Annotated in this window: 18 protein-coding genes; 6 read left to right on the forward strand and 12 right to left on the reverse strand. The window is 66.6% G+C overall.

Annotated elements, in window-relative coordinates; translation table 11 throughout:
• Positions 1 to 3 precede the first annotated feature (3 nt).
• From BLR51_RS15440 to BLR51_RS15470, 7 genes are all read right to left on the reverse strand, one after another.
• Positions 4 to 1,293, reverse strand: a complete 1,290-nt coding sequence (locus BLR51_RS15440) for a branched-chain amino acid ABC transporter permease (RefSeq protein WP_089848608.1) — start codon at positions 1,291 to 1,293, stop codon at positions 4 to 6.
• Positions 1,290 to 2,300: a branched-chain amino acid ABC transporter permease gene (locus BLR51_RS15445; RefSeq protein WP_089848610.1), complete on the reverse strand. Its 1,011-nt coding sequence runs from the start codon at positions 2,298 to 2,300 to the stop codon at positions 1,290 to 1,292. The genes BLR51_RS15440 and BLR51_RS15445 overlap by 4 nt, the downstream gene beginning before the upstream one ends.
• Positions 2,300 to 2,695, reverse strand: a complete 396-nt coding sequence (locus tag BLR51_RS15450; protein ID WP_089848612.1) for a hypothetical protein — start codon at positions 2,693 to 2,695, stop codon at positions 2,300 to 2,302. Before BLR51_RS15450 ends, BLR51_RS15445 begins: the two co-directional genes overlap by 1 nt.
• A gap of 4 nt (positions 2,696 to 2,699) precedes the next feature.
• Positions 2,700 to 3,452, reverse strand: a complete 753-nt coding sequence (locus BLR51_RS15455) for an ABC transporter ATP-binding protein (protein WP_089848614.1) — start codon at positions 3,450 to 3,452, stop codon at positions 2,700 to 2,702.
• Positions 3,453 to 3,525: 73 nt separating this feature from the next.
• Positions 3,526 to 4,305, reverse strand: coding sequence for an ABC transporter ATP-binding protein (locus tag BLR51_RS15460; RefSeq protein ID WP_089848616.1), 780 nt, complete (start codon positions 4,303 to 4,305; stop codon positions 3,526 to 3,528).
• Between the two features lie 99 nt (positions 4,306 to 4,404).
• Entirely contained in the window at positions 4,405 to 5,589 is a 1,185-nt protein-coding gene (locus BLR51_RS15465; protein ID WP_089848618.1) for an ABC transporter substrate-binding protein, read from the reverse strand.
• 203 nt (positions 5,590 to 5,792) lie between these two features.
• Positions 5,793 to 6,800, reverse strand: coding sequence for a GlxA family transcriptional regulator (locus tag BLR51_RS15470; protein ID WP_089848619.1), 1,008 nt, complete (start codon positions 6,798 to 6,800; stop codon positions 5,793 to 5,795).
• Between the two features lie 236 nt (positions 6,801 to 7,036).
• On the opposite strand from BLR51_RS15470, the gene BLR51_RS15475 reads away from it, so the two are divergent.
• Both BLR51_RS15475 and BLR51_RS15480 read left to right on the forward strand, forming a co-directional pair.
• Positions 7,037 to 8,407, forward strand: coding sequence for a class II 3-deoxy-7-phosphoheptulonate synthase (locus BLR51_RS15475; RefSeq protein WP_089848621.1), 1,371 nt, complete (start codon positions 7,037 to 7,039; stop codon positions 8,405 to 8,407).
• 144 nt (positions 8,408 to 8,551) lie between these two features.
• Complete coding sequence (locus BLR51_RS15480) at positions 8,552 to 8,956, forward strand: DUF4174 domain-containing protein (RefSeq protein ID WP_089848623.1); 405 nt, start codon at positions 8,552 to 8,554, stop codon at positions 8,954 to 8,956.
• A 39-nt stretch (positions 8,957 to 8,995) separates the two neighbouring features.
• Here the strand turns inward: BLR51_RS15480 and ggpS are convergent, their stop codons facing one another.
• From ggpS to BLR51_RS15495, 3 genes are read right to left on the reverse strand one after another with little or no spacing between them, the layout of a single operon-like run.
• Positions 8,996 to 10,492, reverse strand: coding sequence for a glucosylglycerol-phosphate synthase (ggpS, locus tag BLR51_RS15485; protein ID WP_089848625.1), 1,497 nt, complete (start codon positions 10,490 to 10,492; stop codon positions 8,996 to 8,998).
• Positions 10,493 to 10,495: 3 nt separating this feature from the next.
• Positions 10,496 to 11,269 (reverse strand): HAD-IIB family hydrolase, encoded by a 774-nt coding sequence (locus tag BLR51_RS15490; protein WP_089848627.1) that lies wholly within the window; start codon positions 11,267 to 11,269, stop codon positions 10,496 to 10,498.
• Positions 11,266 to 12,402: an NAD(P)H-dependent glycerol-3-phosphate dehydrogenase gene (locus BLR51_RS15495; RefSeq protein ID WP_089848629.1), complete on the reverse strand. Its 1,137-nt coding sequence runs from the start codon at positions 12,400 to 12,402 to the stop codon at positions 11,266 to 11,268. The genes BLR51_RS15490 and BLR51_RS15495 overlap by 4 nt, the downstream gene beginning before the upstream one ends.
• A gap of 397 nt (positions 12,403 to 12,799) precedes the next feature.
• Between BLR51_RS15495 and BLR51_RS15500 the strand changes: the two genes are divergently transcribed.
• Complete coding sequence (locus tag BLR51_RS15500; RefSeq protein ID WP_089848631.1) at positions 12,800 to 13,717, forward strand: UTP--glucose-1-phosphate uridylyltransferase; 918 nt, start codon at positions 12,800 to 12,802, stop codon at positions 13,715 to 13,717.
• A 97-nt stretch (positions 13,718 to 13,814) separates the two neighbouring features.
• On the opposite strand, the gene BLR51_RS15505 is transcribed toward BLR51_RS15500, so the two are convergent.
• On the reverse strand, positions 13,815 to 14,462 hold the full coding sequence (locus tag BLR51_RS15505; protein ID WP_242656751.1) for a PAS domain-containing protein: 648 nt from the start codon (positions 14,460 to 14,462) through the stop codon (positions 13,815 to 13,817).
• 278 nt (positions 14,463 to 14,740) lie between these two features.
• Here BLR51_RS15505 and BLR51_RS15510 point away from each other — a divergent pair, with 278 nt between their 5' ends.
• Genes BLR51_RS15510 through BLR51_RS15520 form a run of 3 tightly spaced genes read left to right on the forward strand, consistent with a single transcriptional unit; the run spans position 14,741 to position 16,797 of the window.
• Entirely contained in the window at positions 14,741 to 15,631 is an 891-nt protein-coding gene (locus BLR51_RS15510) for a YicC/YloC family endoribonuclease (RefSeq protein ID WP_089848635.1), read from the forward strand.
• 3 nt (positions 15,632 to 15,634) lie between these two features.
• Positions 15,635 to 16,279 carry a guanylate kinase gene (gene gmk / locus BLR51_RS15515; protein WP_089848637.1) on the forward strand — a complete coding sequence of 215 codons (645 nt, stop codon included), beginning with the start codon at positions 15,635 to 15,637 and terminating at the stop codon, positions 16,277 to 16,279.
• Positions 16,276 to 16,797, forward strand: coding sequence for a gamma carbonic anhydrase family protein (locus BLR51_RS15520; protein WP_089848639.1), 522 nt, complete (start codon positions 16,276 to 16,278; stop codon positions 16,795 to 16,797). Before gmk ends, BLR51_RS15520 begins: the two co-directional genes overlap by 4 nt.
• A gap of 26 nt (positions 16,798 to 16,823) precedes the next feature.
• Here the strand turns inward: BLR51_RS15520 and BLR51_RS15525 are convergent, their stop codons facing one another.
• A complete protein-coding gene (locus BLR51_RS15525; RefSeq protein ID WP_230797051.1) occupies positions 16,824 to 17,333 on the reverse strand; it encodes a hypothetical protein in 510 nt (169 codons plus the stop codon).
• Positions 17,334 to 17,487: the final 154 nt, after the last annotated feature.

Here is a 17,487-nt window from a genome sequence, read left to right on the forward strand (position 1 = left end):
GTCTCAGCGCTCCGGCAGCAGACCGCGCGGGGCAAAGCGCAGCACCAGCAGCAGGATCACCCCCATGGTCAGCAGCCGCATGTGCTGCACGCTGTCCAGCAGATGCGCCTTGAGCCACGAACCATCCGCCATGCCCGCCGTCAGCACCGCCATCAGCGCCTGCCCGATCGGTTCGACCTGCACCCACAGGAACCAGATCAGGAACCCGCCCAGCACCGCGCCAAAATTGTTGCCCGACCCGCCGACGATCACCATGACCCAGATCAGGAAGGTGTAGCGCAGCGGCTGGTAAGTGCCCGGGGTCAGCTGCCCGTCCAGCGTGGTCATCATCGCCCCGGCAATGCCGCAGAGCGCCGATCCAAGGATGAAGATCTGCAGATGCCGGGCGGTCACGTCCTTGCCCATGGCGCGGGCGGCGGTCTCGTTGTCGCGGATGGCGCGCATCATCCGGCCCCATGGCGAGTTCAGCGCCAGTTGCGCCAGCACCAGCAGCAGGACCAGCACCGCCGCGAACAGCAGGCCATAGCCCAGCTTCACCGTCAGCGTCGAGGCGGTGGTGGGGTCGATCCCCAGATCCGCCGCGCGGGCGACAAAGCCCGGATCCTGCTGCAGGTCGATCTCGTAGGGCACGGGCCGGGGCAGGCCGGTCACGTTCTTGACGCCGCGCGCCAGCCAGTCCTCGTTCTTGAGCACGGCGATGATGATCTCGGCGATGCCCAGCGTGGCGATGGCAAGATAGTCGGAGCGCAGCCCCAGCGCGGTCTTGCCGATGGCCCAGGCCACGGCGGCGGCGAGCAGCCCGCCCACCGGCCATGCCAGCAGCACCGGCAGGCCGAGCCCGCCCAGATAGCCGGTGGCGGCGGGGTTCACCGCCTCCACCGCCGTGGCGGCAGGATCAAACAGCGCGCGATAGACGAAGAACCCGGCGACGAGCAGCGCCGCCACCCCCCAGCCGCGCAGCCGCTTCGGCAGGCGCCGCCAGACCAGCACCGCGCCCGCGATCACCGCCACGCCACATCCCAGCGCCGCCAGCAGGCGCGGGCCGCCTGCGGCCCATGCCTCGGGCACCGGCGCGGTGGAGGTCAGCACCACGGCGAGCCCGCCAAGCGCCACAAAGCCCATGACGCCCACGTTGAAGAGCCCGGCGAGCCCCCATTGCAGGTTGACCCCCAGCGCCATCACCGCGCTGACCAGCCCCATGTTCAGGATCAGCAGCGCGGAGTTCCAGCTTTGCAGCAGCCCGGTGCCAAGGATCAGCGCCGCCACCAGCGCAAACAGGGCAAGCGTTCTCATACCGATTTCCCCCTGAAAAGCCCGGTGGGGCGGAACAGCAGCACGATCACCAGAATGACGAAGCTGACCGCGAATTTGTAATCCGTGCCCATGAGCTGCAGCAGCCCCTCGGGGGCAAGGCTCTCGGGCAGAAGGTAGGTCGCGACCTTTTTCCACGCATAGGTCAGCCCCACCTCGGAAAAGGCGATGACGAAGCCGCCCGCGATCGCCCCCAGCGGGCTGCCAAGGCCGCCGACGATGGCTGCGGCAAAGACCGGCAGCAGCAGCTGGAAATAGGTGAAGGGCTTGAAGCTTTTGTCCAGCCCGTAAAGCACCCCCGCCACGGTGGCGAGTGCGGCGACGATGATCCATGTCACCAGCACCACCCGTTCGGGATTGATCCCCGACAGCAGCGCCAGATCCTCGTTATCGGCATAGGCGCGCATGGATTTGCCGGTGCGGGTATGGGTCAGGAACCAGAACAGCAGCGCCACCACCAGCACCGCCGTCACCACGGTCAGCACCTGCGTGCTGCGCAGCGCCAGCCCCTCGGCAAGGCCGGTCATCTCGCGGAAATCGCGGGCATTGATGACGAAGCGCTCGCCATCGGCGAAATTCTGGTCATCGGGGCCGATCACGAAACGCGTCAGCCCGTTATAGATGAACATCACCCCCATGGAGACGATGACAAGGATCACCGGCTTGGCCTTCTGCGCGCGGTAGAAGCGATAGACCATGCGGTCGGTGGCCAGCACCAGCAGTGCCGCGCCCAGAATGCCCGCAGGCAGCGCCAGCAGCGCGGTGGGCAGCGGCCCCAGCGTGATCCCCGCCGCCTGCAGCCCCCATGTGGCCAGAATGGTGCACATGGTGCCCCAGGCCATGGTGTCGCCATGGGCGAAGTTGGAAAAGCGCAGGATGCCGTAGACCAGCGTCACCCCCAGCGCCCCCAGCGCCAGCTGGCTGCCATAGGCCACCGCCGGGATCAGCACGAAATTGGCAAGCGCGACAAGCGCGTTCAGAACATCCATCAGGGCAGAATCCCGCAGCTCAGAAAGTCGATCTCGGGGGCAGCGCCCCCCGCGGCCTGACGCAGATAAAGCGCCGTGGTCTCGCTGCTCAGCACCAGCGTGTGGCGCGCGCCCCCGGGCAGGGTCCAGAGGAAGGGCCCGGCAAAGGAGACGCCCTGTCCCTCGCCCTGCGCCGCGCCGTCATGCCCTATGGCATAGCCGCCCGCCCCTTGGGCATCGACGCCAAGCGGCGCAAGCGTGAAGGCGACCGCACCCTCTGCTGCCGCGCAGGTGCCCGCGCCGTCACAGCGGCTGAGCCGCGTGCAGGACAGCTCAAGCCGCGCGCCCTCTGCCGCCGCCATGGCGGGCAGCAGCAGCGCCAGCAGCCCCGCCCAAGCCCTTGCAGATGTGACCATCGCCTCAGCCCCCCAGAAAACTGCGCCGCACCTGCGGATCGGCCAGCAGATCCTGCCCGGTGCCGGTAAAGGCATTGCCGCCCTGCACCAGCACATAGCCTTTGTCGGCGATCTCCAGCGCCTGCCGGGCGTTCTGCTCCACCATCAGGATCGGAATGCCGGTGCGCGAGACCTCGATGATGCGGTCAAAAAGCTCGTCCATGACGATGGGCGACACCCCCGCCGTCGGCTCGTCCAGCATCAGCACCGAAGGCTTGGTCATCAGCGCCCGGCCCACCGCCACCTGCTGGCGCTGCCCGCCGGAAAGCTCGCCCGCCGCCTGCCGCCGCTTGTCGCGCAGGATCGGAAACAGGCCATAGATCTGCTCCATCGTGGCGCGCAGATCGTCGCGGCGCAGGAAGGCGCCCATTTCAAGATTCTCTTCCACCGTCATCGACGGAAAGATGTTGCGGGTCTGCGGCACGAATCCCATGCCCTTGGCCACCCGCGCCTGCGGGCTGAGCGTGGTGATGTCCTCGCCATCCAGCACCACACGGCCCGTGCGCAGCGTCAGCATGCCGAAAAGCGCCTTCATGGCGGTGGACTTGCCCGCGCCATTGGGGCCCACGATCACCGCGATCTCGCCGCGCTCCACCGCGATGGTGCAGCCCTGCAGGATGTCGGCGCCGCGCCCGTAGCCGCCCGTCATCGCCTCGCCGATCAGGAACGGCGCCGGCGCCGAAGGGGTCGCGGCAGGCATCGTGGCGTTCTCGGTCATGAGCTTGCCCCTTCCAGCGGCTGAAAATATCCCGGGGGTATGGGGGCAGCGCCCCCATGGCGCAGCCCTGCCGTCATCCGACCATATCCTTGTTCTTGAGCCCGGTGCCCAGATAGGCCTCGATCACCGCCTCATTGGCCTTGATCTCCTCCACCGAGCCCTCGGCCAGCACCCGGCCCTCGGCCATGACGATGACCGGATCGCAGAGCCTGCCGATGAACTCCATGTCATGCTCGATCATGCAGAAGGTATAGCCGCGTTCGCGGTTCAGCCGCAGGATGGCATCGCCGATGGTGTTGAGCAGGGTGCGGTTCACCCCCGCGCCGACCTCGTCCAGAAACACGATCCTCGCCTCCACCATCATGGTGCGGCCAAGCTCGAGCAGTTTCTTCTGCCCGCCGGACAGGTTGCCGGCCTTTTCATCCTTCAGATGGGAAATCGTCAGGAAATCAAGAACTTCATCGGCTTTCTTCAGCAGCGCCGCCTCTTCCTGCGCGATGCGTCCGCGCTGGAACCACGAGGCCCAGAGCCCTTCGCCAGTCTGCCCGCCGGGCACCATCATCAGGTTCTCGCGGCAGCTCATCGAGGAAAACTCATGCGCGATCTGGAAGGTGCGCAGCAGCCCCTTGTGGAACAGCTGGTGCGGGGCAAGCCCGGTGATGTCCTCGCCCTCCATCAGGACGCGGCCGGATGTGGGCGGCAGCGCGCCCGCGATCACGTTGAACAGCGTGGTCTTGCCCGCGCCATTGGGCCCCACCAGCCCGGTGATCGAGCCGGTCTTGATGGTCAGGCTGGCGCCGTCCACGGCGCGGAAGCCGCCAAAATGGCGGTGCAGGCTTTCGACCCGGATCACGTCCTTACTCCCCGGTGCGCCGCTTCGGCGCCTTTGTTCTTTGTAAAACAGCCCGGGCGCATCCGTCCCGGGCTGTCCAGTCGTCCTGTCGGAACGGTCTTACTTGAAAGAGACCGTCTCGAAAGTGGCGTCCTTGATCTCGTAATAGCGGTAGGACCCGGCGGCTTCACCCGCCCCGATCAGTTCCACATTGGTGGCGCCCACGTAATCCACGTCGCCGCCAGAGGCAAGGATCTCCAGCGCCTTGCCCAGCTCGCCGGGCAGGATCGGCTCGCCGGGGGCATTGGCCACGTCCAGAAGATTGGCCGCAACCGCCGCCGAGGAGGGCTCGCCGCCCTTCATCATCGCCAGCGCGATCAGCGCCGCCGCGTCATAGCTTTCGCGGGTATAGGTGCTTTCCGCCACGATGCCTGCGGCTTCGGCAGCCTTGGCGAAGGCATCGGCGCCTTCCCCTTCGGCCCATGGCACCGACCCGAAGGATCCCTCAAGATCGCCGCCGAGATCGGCCAGCAGGGTTTCGGAATACATGCCGTCGCCAAGCGCAAACGTGTCGAAGGCGCCGGAATCGAGCGCTGCCTGAATCATGCCCTTGCCGCCGGAATCGGCGTAACCCAGCACGACCAGCGCGTCGCCGCCCGCAGAGGCCAGCGCCCCCACTTCGGCGGAATAGTCGGCCTTGTTGTCCTCATGCGGCGAGGTCAGGGTGATCTGCCCGCCGGTGCCGGTGAAGGCCGCCTCGAAGGCATCGGCAAAGCCCTTGCCGTAATCGTTGTTGGTATAGGTCACGGCAACCGAGGAGATGCCGCGCTCCTGCAGGATCCCGGCCAGAACTTCGCCCTGACGGGCATCCGACGGGGCGGTGCGGAAGAAGAGGCCATTGTCCTCGACCTCGGACAGCGCCGGAGAGGTGGCGGAGGGCGACACCATGGGCACGCCATTGGGCACGGCCACGTTGGACAGGACAGCACCGGTCACGCCCGAACAGTCGGCCCCCATGATGGCCACGATGCCATCGGTGGTGACCAGACGTTCCGCGGCGGCGGTGGCGGCGGCGCTGTCGACGCAGGTGCTGTCGGCGCGCACGGACACGAGGGTGACGCCCTCGAGGAACTTGCCGCTGTCATTGACCTCGATCATCGCCAGCTCTGCCGCGTCGCTCATGGCGGGGGTCAGCGATTCAATGGGCCCGGTATAGCCCATGATGACCCCGATCTTGGCATCATCCGCCATCGCTGTCCCTGCGGCAAACAGGGGCAGGGCGGAGGCCATAAGCCACTTTTTCATTTCAGTTTCTCCCTAGTGGAACTCGCGCTCTGGCCAGAGCCTATGCGCGTCATATGCAAAAGAAAAGGGCATTTGGTGGCGGCCCGGGCAGAGGGTCCGGCCGGATTGCGGGGACGGGAGAGGCCGCAGGGGGCGCTGCCCCCGAAGCCCGTTCCGGGCTTCTCCCCCGGGATATTTGCGGTCAGAAGAAGGTGGGGCCGGGGTCAGTCCTCGGCGCGGGGGGCGGATCCGGCGGGGCTGCCCTGACTGCCGCGTTCGCGATAGGGCGTGGTCTGGTAATGGGCGCGGTAGCATTTCGAGAAATGCGAGGGGCTGGCGAAGCCGCAGGCCAGCGCCACGTTGATCACGCTCATGTCGGTCTGCATCAGCAGGTTGCGCGCCTTCTGCAGGCGCAGTTCCATGTAATAACGCTTCGGGCTGCGGTTGAGATAGCGGCGGAACAGCCGTTCCAGCTGCCGGGTCGACATGCCGACCTCGCGGGCGAGCAGCGCCGGGCTGAGCGGATCCTCGACATTGGCCTCCATGCGGTGGATGACCTGCGCGAGCTTGGGATGGCGCACGCCGATGCGGGTGGGCACCGACAGGCGCTGCGTGTCCTGATCGGTGCGGATCGCGCTGTAGATCAGCTGGTCGGCCACGGCATTGGCCAGATCCTCGCCATGGTCATCGGCGATGAGCTTGAGCATGAGATCGATGGAGGAGGTGCCGCCCGCGGTGGAGAGCCGGTTGCCGTCCATGACGAAGACCTGCTTGGTCAGGGTGACCTCCTCGAATTCCTCGGCGAAGCTGTCGTGGTTTTCCCAGTGGATGGTGGCGCGCTTGCCGTCGAGCAGCCCGGCCCGCGCCAGCGTCCATGCGGCGGTGCAGAGACCGCCGATGGTCAGCCCGCGCCGGGCCTCGCGGCGCAGCCAGTTCAGCAGCTTGCGCGTGGTGCCCAGATGCACGTCGAGCCCGCCGCAGACCAGCACCGTGTCGTCGCGGGAGAGTTCGGGCAGCGGGCAGTCCAGCCGCACCGGCACGCCCGCGGAACAGCTGATGCTGTCGCCCTCGGCGCCGGTCAGCACCCAGCTGTAGAGCGTGCGGTCGGCCATGCGGTTGGCGATGCGCAGCGCCTCGAGGGCTGCGGAGAAGCTGAGCAGGGTGAAATCGGGCAGCAGAACGAAGACGAAGCGGCGCGGCCTCGGATCGGTGGCGGGGCGCGGGTCCGGCATGGGCAAGTCCTTGGCGGGGCTGGGGCGAAGCTGGCGGTCGGGCGGGCGGAGCGGCAGCCCCCACCGGGCGGGAAGGCCACGCAGCGTCAAGGCATGTCGGTTTTGTATCTTTTCCGCAAGCCTTCGCAGCGCCGGATCGGCGAATTCGTACTGGTCTTGACAGGTTGCCTTCTGTATAGGCGGGAGACGTTTTTGCGAAGACGTTTACGCTAACGGAGTGTCGTCGGGAGAGAGCCATGACCGAGTGGAGCAAGTCGAGCTGGAGATCGAAGCCGCGGATCCAGATGCCGGATTATGAAGATCAGGCAGATCTGGGAGCCGTGGAGGCGCAGCTGTCCAAGTATCCGCCGCTGGTTTTTGCAGGCGAGGCCCGCAGGCTGCGCGAGGAGCTGGGCAAGGCGTCGCGCGGCGAGGCGTTCCTGCTGCAGGGCGGCGACTGCGCCGAGGCCTTTGACCAGTTCTCCGCCAATGCGATCCGCGACACCTTCAAGGTGATGCTGCAGATGGCCATGGTGCTGACCTATGGCGCCAAGGTGCCGGTGGTGAAGGTGGGCCGCATGGCGGGCCAGTTCGCCAAGCCGCGCTCTGCCCCCACCGAGGTGGTGGACGGCGTCGAGCTGCCGAGCTTCCGCGGCGACATCATCAACGAGCTGGCCTTCACCGCCGAGGCGCGGCGTCCCAACCCGCAGAAGATGCTGCAGGCCTATACGCAGGCCGCCGCCACGCTGAACCTGATCCGCGCCTTTTCCACCGGCGGCTATGCCGACGTGCATCAGGTCCATGCCTGGACGCTGGGCTTTGTGGAGGGCGAGAAGGCGGCGCGCTACCGCGATCTGGCCAACCGCATTTCCGACACGCTGGATTTCATGAAGGCGGCGGGCATCGACAGCAACCGCTCCGCGGCGCTGCATCAGGTGAATTTCTACACCTCGCACGAGGCGCTGCTGCTGGAATATGAAGAGGCGCTGACCCGCGTCGACAGCACCTCCGGCAAGTGGCTGGCAGGCTCGGGCCATATGGTCTGGATCGGCGACCGCACCCGGCAGCCCGATGGCGCCCATGTGGAATATGCGCGCGGCGTGCTGAACCCGATCGGGCTGAAATGCGGGCCTTCGATGACCACCGAGGATCTGAAGGTGCTGATCGAGAAGCTGAACCCGCAGAACGAGGCGGGGCGGCTGACGCTGATCTCGCGCTTTGGCGCGGGCAAGGTGGCCGAGCATCTGCCGCGGCTGATCCGCAGCGTGCGCGAGATGGGCGCCAATGTGCTGTGGGTCTGCGATCCGATGCATGGCAACACGATCAAATCGGCCTCCGGCTACAAGACGCGGCCCTTCGATGCGGTGCTGCGCGAGGTGCGGGAGTTCTTTGCCGTGCACAAGGACGAGGGCACGGTGCCGGGCGGCGTGCATTTCGAGATGACCGGTCAGGATGTGACCGAATGCACCGGCGGGCTTTATGCGCTGTCCGATGACAACCTGTCGGACCGGTACCACACCGCCTGCGACCCGCGGCTCAATGCCTCGCAGTCGCTGGAGCTGGCTTTCCTTGTCGCCGAGGAGCTGACCGCGCTGCGCGCCGAACGTCCGGCGGCGATGAACGGCTGAGGCGAGGCCGGGGGCGCTGCCCCCGGACCCCCGGGATATTTGGAGCCGAAGGAAGGGGCGGGGGCCGAGGGGCCGCCGCCCTTTTTGCGTGTCCGGCGCGGGCTGAGCGCTAGGTCCTGCTGGAGAACTGGCAGGAGGTTTGCGATGCGAGGGATGATGCGGACGGTGATGGCGGCGGGGCTGGTGCTGGCGGCGCAGGGCGCGCGGGCGGAGCCCGAGCCGGATCTGGCGGCGTTGCGCTGGCAGGCGCGCCCGCTGCTGGTCTTTGCGCAGGGGGCGTCGGATCCGCGCTATGTGGCCCAGATGGCGCAGCTTTCGGAGGCCGGGGGTGCGCTGCGCGCGCGCGACATGGTGCTGTTCGGGGATGCGGCACCGGAGCGGCAGGGGGCGCTGCGGGCGCGGTTTGCGCCCGAGGGATTCCTGCTGGTGCTGATCGGCAAGGATGGTGGCGTCAAGCTTGCCACGGAGGAGGTGACACCGAACGAGGCGCTGTTTGCGCTGGTGGATGCCATGCCCATGCGCCGCCGCGAGATGCGGCAGCAGGAGTGACGGGCGGCGCAGGGCGCGCGCCGCCCGGACCCCGGTGGCTCAGGCGGCTTCGGGCGCAAAATCCTTTGGCGAGAGCAGCGCCAGCTGGTCGCGGGCCCAGTGCCGGGTGTCGCGCTTGCTGACCGCGCTGCGCAGCAGGGCCATGCGGGCGCGGCGTTCCGGTTCCGGCATGTCCATGGCGAGATCGATGGCGAAATCCATGGCGCGGCTGGAGAACGGATTGGTCAGCACCGCCGCCCCCAGTTCCACCGCCGCCCCGGCAAATTCCGACAGCACCAGCACGCCGTCGCCATCCTTGCGCGCGGCCACATATTCCTTGCAGACAAGGTTCATGCCATCGGCCAGCGGCGTGATCCATGCCACATCGGCCACCTGATACCACGCCACCAGTTCCTCGAACGGGACGGCGCGGGAGATCAGCGCCACCGGCTGGAAGGTGAAGCTGCCGAAGCGGCCATTGATTCGGCCGGCGATTTCCTCCAGTTCCTTCTGGATCGGCTCGTAGACGGTCATGGCGCGGTTGGCAGGCACCGAGACATGCAGCAGCCGCACCTGTCCGCGCAGGTCGGCGCGGCGTTCCAGCAGCCGCTCGAAGGCCAGAAGCTGGTCTGCGCCGCCCTTCGTGTAATCGGTGCGCCCGACCGAAAGCAGCAGCTTGCCCTCGCCGATTTCAGAGCGGAAGCGGGTGGCGCGTTCGTCGGTGGCCTCGTTTTCGGCGAGCCCCTTGATGTAATCGGTATCGACACCCACCGGTGTCACGCCCAGATGCACCACATGCCCGGTGTCGAGATGGATCTCGGTGGGCATGGTGCGGTCCGACAGCGCCGAGCCTTCGGAGATCAGATCGGACGGCACGGGTTTGCGCGGCACATTGCCCACATCGCGCAGGCTGCGCACGCAGGAGACGAAGTTGGCGGCATAGCGCGGGATGTGGAAGCCCACCACATCGGCGGCCAGCAGCGAATCGATGATCTCGCCGCGCCAGGGCAGCACGTTGAACATGTCCGCCGAGGGGAAGGGCGTGTGGTGGTAGAAGGAGATGCGCAGATCGGGGCGCATCTGGCGCAGATAGCCGGGCACCAGCCACAGGTTGTAGTCATGCACCCAGACGGCGGCGCCTTTGGCGGCTTCCGAGGCGGCGGCCTCTGCGAAGGCCCAGTTCACCTCCTTGAAGGTGGGCCAGTCCACCGGGTCGTAGTTATATTTTTCCTTGAAGCCGTGCAGGATTGGCCAGAACGCCTCCTTGGAGGTGATGTGGTAGAAGCTGCTGACCTGTTCGGCGGTCAGGGGCAGGCGCGACACGGTGTATTTGCCGAAGCTGTCCTCGATCTCCACCACCCGGTCGAACCCGGGGTTGGAGGTGTCCTTGGCTTCTTTCCACGCCACCCAGGCGGCCTTCTCGACCGAGCCGAAAAAGCTTTTCAGCGTGGGCACGATGCCGTTGGGGCTTTTGTTCTCGCGGTATTCGGTTTTGCCGTCGACCACCACCTCTTCATAGGGCTGGCGGTGATAGACGATGACCAGATCACTGGACATGGGTCAGACTCCTTCGATGTCGTGCAGTCCGAAGGCGCCGATGGCCTCCAGAATGCCTGCGGCGCCGATGGCGCGCGCGGTATGGACATGGGGCAGGCCGCTGACCTCGGCCAGCAGGGCGGGCTCGGCGCCGCCCACGGCCACGGCGGGCAGCCCGCATTGCAGCATGGACAGATCGTTGAGCGTGTCACCGGCGGCCAGAACGCGCGTTTCTTCCAGCCCCAGATGGGCGACCAGACGGCGCAGCGACGGACCCTTGGAGATGCCGCGCGGCAGCACGTCGAAAAAGCGGTTGTCCGAAATCAGCGGGTCATGGCCCAGATCCCGGACCTTGTCGCTGGCCGAGGGATCAAAAGTTTCGGCATCCAGATCATAGCTGATCCGGTAGCGGAACGGCGTCGGCTGCAGCGTCAGGCCGGGATGGCCGTCAAGGGCTGCGCGCACCGTCTCGCCGGCATCGCCCCATGTGGCGGCGATCTCTTCCTCCAGCGGAGCCAGCGGCGTGACCTCGCCGCCCTGCAGCCGGGCGATGGTGGTGCCGACATCGCCCACCACATATTCCGGCCATGGCACGCCGCCTGCGCAAAGCTCGCGGATGAAACGCGGATCGCGTCCGGTGACGAAGATCAGCCCGACGCTGTCGCGGTTCGACTCGATCCAGCGATAGAGCCGCTGCCGGTCCTCCTCGCTGCCGCCCAGAAAGGTGCCGTCCAGATCGGTGGCCAGCACCATGCGGGTGGTGGCGATGTCACGGGCGGGGAGCGCGTCAAGGCTCATGCGGGATCTCCTTCGGCGGGATGCAGGAACAGGTCAAGCGCGCGGGGCTCGCCCTCGATGGGCGCGGCCCAGAGCTGCTGAAAGGTTTGGGTCAGGGGGGCTGCCTCGTGCAGGACGGCATGCACCGCCTCGCAGATCGGCATGCGCACGCCCAGACGGCGGGCCAGATCCACGACCGAGACGGCGTTGACCTCGCCTTCGACCACAACCGGCTTGCCGTCGAAACATTCGGCGCGCGGCAGGCCGCGCCCCAGCTGCGTGCCAAGCGCCATGTTGCGCGAGGTGGTGGAGGAGCAGGTCAGCGTCAGGTCACCCGCCCCGGCAAGCCCGGTGACGGTTTCCCGTCTGCCGCCAAGGGCTTCGGCGAGAAACTTCATCTCGTCCATGCCGCGCGTGATCAGCGCCGCGCGGGTGTTTTCCGCAAAACCGGCGCCGGTCATCATGCCGCAGGCGATGGCGATGACGTTCTTGACCGCGCCCCCCACTTCGACGCCCACCAGATCGTCAGAGACATAGGGGCGGAAGGCATCGGTCTGCATGGTCATGGCGAGCCGCGTGGCGGGCGCCTGTTCCGGCGAAATCCGGTCGTTGTGACGGAAGGGAAAGGCCACGGTGGCGGCGGTGGGATGGCCAAGCGCGGTTTCCCGCGCAAAGGTCGGACCGGACAGCGCGCCGACCGGATGGCCGGGCAGTTCTTCCTCGATCACATGGCTGAGCAGATAGCCGGTGCCGCGTTCGATGCCCTTGCAGCAGAGCGCGATCGGCACGCCTGCGGGCAGATGCGGACGCAGGGCGCGGGCAATCTCGCGCAGCGTATGCGACGGCGTGACCAGCAGCACCGCCTCGGTGCCGTCCAGCGCCTGCGCCAGATCGGAAAAGGCGCGCAGGCCATCGGGCAGCGGGATGCCGGGCAGATGGTCGGGGTTTTCGCCCGTGTCCGTCAGGCGCTGCACCAGATCGGCGCGGCGGCCCCAGATCCGGGTCTCGCATCCGGCGCGGGCGGCGGTGGCGGCAAGCGCCGTCCCCCAGCTGCCCATGCCGATGACGGTGAGGCGGGAATAGGGAAGGACGCGCCGGGGGCCAGTCTGGCTGCCGGGATGCGCGGGCGGGGTGCGGTGGGTCTGTCCGTCCATGACTGTCTCAGGACCGCCGCCAAGCAAGGGCGGAACGGCCGCAAGGGCTTCTCCGTGGCTGTTTCAGGTGAGTTATAGGATAGGACAAAATGAGCGGATTTCCACCAGTTCCTTGGGCCTTTTCTGCGGGCGCAAAGACGGCGTTTGTGTAAGTCATTGACATAACTAAACCTTTTTATGCTGCGCTGCGGAATGAGAAGCGGGCGCGCATCTGGAAAGCGCATAACCTGTGGGCAATTGATGGAACAACGCGCAGTTTCGTCGGTTGTTCCCTCGTCAACTGCACGCATGGGGACCTGTTTTTGAGTGATCGTTTGACGAATGGCGAAAAGGCCATAACCTATTACCCAATTGCCGCGATGCAGCAGAGATCAGGTCAGTCAGAAGGAGACCCACCGTGAGCACGCCCGAACAGAAGACCCGCAAGGCCAAGGTCAGGACCGCGATCTTTCCGGTCGCGGGATTGGGAACGCGCTTCCTTCCGGCCACAAAGGCAACCCCCAAGGAGCTGCTGCCCGTGCTTGACCGTCCGCTGCTGCAGTTCGCCATCGACGAGGCGCGCGAGGCCGGGGTGGAACGGATCATCTTCGTGTCCCACCCGTCGAAAACCGCCATCGAACGCTATGTGCATGCCGATCCCGAGCTTTGCGCGACCCTGCGCGCCAAGGGCAAGGACGACATCGCCGACAGTCTGGATGCCGCAGCGCTGGATCCGGACCAGGATCAGGTGTTTTTCGTGATGCAGCCCGAACCGCTGGGGCTGGGTCATGCCGTCCTGTGCGCCGTGGATCACGTGCTGCCGGGGCCGGTGGCGGTGATCCTGCCCGATGATCTGATCATGGGCGAAAAAGGCTGCCTGTCCGAGATGCTCGACGCCTATGAGACGGCGGCGCCCGGTCACATGGTCGCCACCATGGCGGTGAAGCGCGACGAGGTGCATGCCTATGGCGTGCTGGTTCCCGAGGGCGAGGCCGAAGGCCGCCTGCTGCCCGCCTCTGGCATGGTGGAAAAGCCCGATCCCGACGAGGCCCCGTCGCTGCAGGCGGTGGTCGGGCGCTATGTGCTGGACGGGTCGATCTTTGACGATCTGCGCGGGCTGCCGCCGGGTCGTGGCGGTGAAATCCAGCTGACCGACGCCATCGCCAAAGGCGCGGAGCGCGTCGGGCTCTGTGGCTTCCGCTTCAGCGGCACGCGGTTCGACTGCGGATCCAAGGTGGGCATGCTGCGCGCCACGCTGGCTTATGCGCATCTGCACAGCGAATATGACGCGGTGCTGCAGGAACAGCGCCCGGTGCTGGCGCTGGCGGCGGAGTAACCGCCCGAACCAAACCGCCCGAATTGCGGGCGGGGCAGGTGACAGACAAGGGCCTGCGCGGCGCATCCCGGATGCCGCGCAGGCCCTTTTTGCGGGTTCAGTCGTTGGACACGATCAGGCGCAGATAGGGCGCGCGCTTGGCAGGTGCTGCCACAGGTCGGATCGGTGCCGGGCTGAAGGCGGCGGGCGGTTCGGCAAAGCCCTGGCGCTGCGGCGCGGGGGCCGGTGTCATCGTGGCGGACAGCCCCGGCGTGACCTCGGCATGGAGGATGCCGAACCGGCGCGGGGTGCGCCCGATCCGCCCCTGCGACACCAGCACGCCGATCATCCGCGTCATGTCCCCCATGTCGGAGCGCAGCGGCAGCAGCAGCATCTGCGCCTCGATCCTGCCCTTGCCGAAGCCTTCCTCGCCGCGCAGATCGATCCGCGCCAGCGCGCCTTCGGCAAACACCCGGGCCACCGCCTCTCCCATGCGGTCGCGGTCGTCGGGGGCGATCAGCGCCGAAAGCGGCATTCCGGCGGTTTCCATCCCCATCAGATCGTTGAGATGTGTGCCCGCCACCCGCAGCTTGGCCAGAGAGGGCGCGATCCGTTCCGCCAGAAAGGCGTAAGGCAGCGCGCTTTCGATCCCGCGCGGGTCGATCTGGCTGCGCAGCGGCACCTGACCGTCACCCGCCAGCGCCCGCCAGTAGCTTTCCACCAGCCGCAGGGGCGCCGCGCGCCGTTCCTTTTCGCGATCGGTCATCGACACCACACCCTGTTTGTTGTCACCGCTTCCGCACATCCCGCGCACTCCTTCGCATCGCTTGCGCTGCCGGTCGGAGCCCCCGTTCCACCTTGCCCGCCTGTCTTCGTTCTGTCCTCCATATTAGTCAAATTGTGGCCGAAATCTGCCCCATTTATGGCCAAAAGGTTAACGCCTGTGGAACCCGCCCGGCTGGACACGCTGGCGTGCTGACTGTAGGCCTTTGATAAGAGGCGCATCCATGCAGAGAAGCGCGGTCTTAGCACATGAGGAGCAGAATGCGGCATTCCATGACCGGATTTGCGGCGCAGAGTGGCGAGTTCGCCGGGATGCGCTGGCTTTGGGAGGTGCGCGGGGTCAATGGCAAGGGGCTGGACCTGCGCCTGCGGCTTCCCGAATGGATCGAGGGGCTGGAGCCCGCAGTGCGTGCCGCCATCGGCGCACGGGTGGCGCGGGGCAATGTGCAGGTCACGCTGAAGCTTCAGTCGGGCGGCGACGAGGGCGCCTGCGATCTGGACGAGGCGGTGCTGGGGCGGATCCTGCCCGCGCTGCGCCGGATCGAGGCACAGGCGGCGGCGCAGGGTCTGGTGCTGCGCTCTTCCAGCGCGGCAGAGATCATCGCATTGCGCGGCGTGCTGGCCACCGGCACCACGGTTTCTGACGTGGCCGCCCTGCGCGAGGCGCTGATGGCGAATTTCCAAAGCGCGATGGACCAGTTCGCGGCGATGCGCGAGGGCGAGGGCGCGGCGCTTGCCACGGTGCTGGCGGCGCAGCTTGACGAGATCTCGCGGCTGACCCGGTCGGCTGCCGAGGCGGTGGAGGCCCGGCGCGACGATCAGGCCAAAAAGCTGGCGCTGGCGCTGGCGCGGGTCGGCGATGCCGCGCCCGGCATGGATCCCACACGCGTCGCGCAGGAGCTTGCGCTGATCGCCGTCAAATCCGACGTGACCGAGGAACTGGACCGGCTGGAGGCGCATGTGGGGGCGGCGCGCGAGCTTCTGGCGGCAGAGGGCGCGGTGGGCCGCAAGCTCGATTTCCTGATGCAGGAATTCAACCGCGAAGCGAACACGCTCTGCGCAAAATCTGCCTTCGCGGCATTGACGCAGATCGGTCTGACCCTCAAGACGGTCATCGACCAGATGCGCGAACAGGTGCAGAATGTGGAGTGAGACATGACCGACAGGCGCGGCCTGCTCATCATCCTGTCCTCGCCTTCGGGCGCGGGCAAATCGACCTTGGCCCGGCGGCTGCGGGCATGGGATCCGTCGATCATATTTTCGGTCTCGGCCACCACCCGTGCGCCGCGCCCCGGCGAGGTGGACGGGCAGGATTACCATTTCATGTCGCAGCCCGATTTCAAACGCGCGGTCAGCGCGGGCGAGATGCTGGAACATGCGCATGTCTTCGGCAATTTCTACGGCTCGCCCAAGGGCCCGGTGCGCGAGGCGATCCTTGGCGGGCAGGATGTGCTGTTTGACATCGACTGGCAGGGCGCGCAGCAGATCACCAATTCCGAACTGGGCCTGCACACGCTGTCGATCTTTCTGCTGCCGCCCTCGATTGCCGAACTGAAGCGGCGGCTGGTGTCGCGCGGGCAGGACGGCCCCGAGGTCATCGCCGGACGGATGCAGAAAAGCTGGGACGAGATCAGCCATTGGGGGTCTTACGATTTCGTTCTGGTCAACAACGATCTGGACGAGACCGAAGCGCGGCTGAAAAGCATCGTCACCGCCTCGCGGCTGCGGCGCAACCAGCAGCCCGGGCTTCTGACCCATGTGCGCGCCCTGCAGGCCGAATTCGAGGAGAGCGGAGAATGACCCTATACGCCCTGGACGGCATCGCGCCGCAGATCGACGCCAGCGCATGGGTCGCGCCGGGGGCGCAGCTGATCGGGCGCATCGTGATGGAGGCCGACAGTTCGGTCTGGTTCGGCTGCGTGCTGCGCGGCGACAACGAGGAAATCCGCGTCGGTCAGGGCTCGAACCTGCAGGAAAACGTGGTCTGTCACACCGATATGGGATTCCCGCTGGTGATCGGGCCGGGCTGCACCATCGGCCACAAGGCGATGCTGCATGGCTGCACCATCGGGGAAAACTCGCTGGTGGGCATGGGCGCCACCATTCTCAACGGCGCGCGGATCGGTCGCAACTGCCTGATCGGTGCGGGCGCGCTGATCCCCGAAGGCAAGGACATCCCCGATGGCAGTCTGGTGATGGGCATGCCGGGCAAGGTGGTGCGGATGCTGGACGAGGCCGCCATCGAGGGGCTGCGCGCCTCCGCGCGGGGCTACCAGCAAAATGCCCGGCGCTTTCGCGCCGGGCTTAGCGAAGTCTAGGCCAAGGCGGCCCCGGTCTCTGGCGGTCAGACCGCCGCCAGGGCACTTTCCAGTTTCGCGCTGATCTCGGGCTGAAGGCGCCGGGTCAGCAGCGGAGTGGGGATGCCGCGCAGGGCAGGCTTTCGGTTCGGCGCGCGTTGCTTTTCCTGCAGGAAATCAAGGATCAGCTCGGCATGGGCCCGGTTGCGCGCGACAAGGTGATGGCCGCGGACGGTCCATTGCCAATACGCATCTTCGGGCCAGTTGATGGTTGCGGGTTCAAAACGTTTGCAGCCCTTGCACCAGACCATGCCTTCATGGTTCAGCCGATAGCCCACGCCGGGCTCGTCTGACTGCAGGAAGTTCGGTTTGGGCGAGTCGGGCTGCGTCCAGCTAAAATGGTCGGGGAACAGTTCTTCGACAACAACTCGTCCCCAGGAATGGGCGTTTTCCGGAATTTCCTGATGACGAATGACACAGGTAAAACGGAACGGCTCGAAGAACTGTGCTACATGTCCGCAAGCGGAGCAACGCACATCGAGAGGGTCGTTTTGCATCGTTATGACGCTCCTGTGGGTGATAGGCGCCCCCACCTATACCTTGGGATTAAGAATGAAACACTCACCTCTGGCAACCTACATTTCTGCAAAACGCTACTTCCAGTTGTGCAATACGCTCCGCAAAGAGCGTGGCACAGAGGTCGTTGCAGAG

Origin of the sequence: Salipiger marinus (assembly GCF_900100085.1) — a bacterium.
GTDB classification, from domain to species: domain Bacteria; phylum Pseudomonadota; class Alphaproteobacteria; order Rhodobacterales; family Rhodobacteraceae; genus Salipiger; species Salipiger marinus.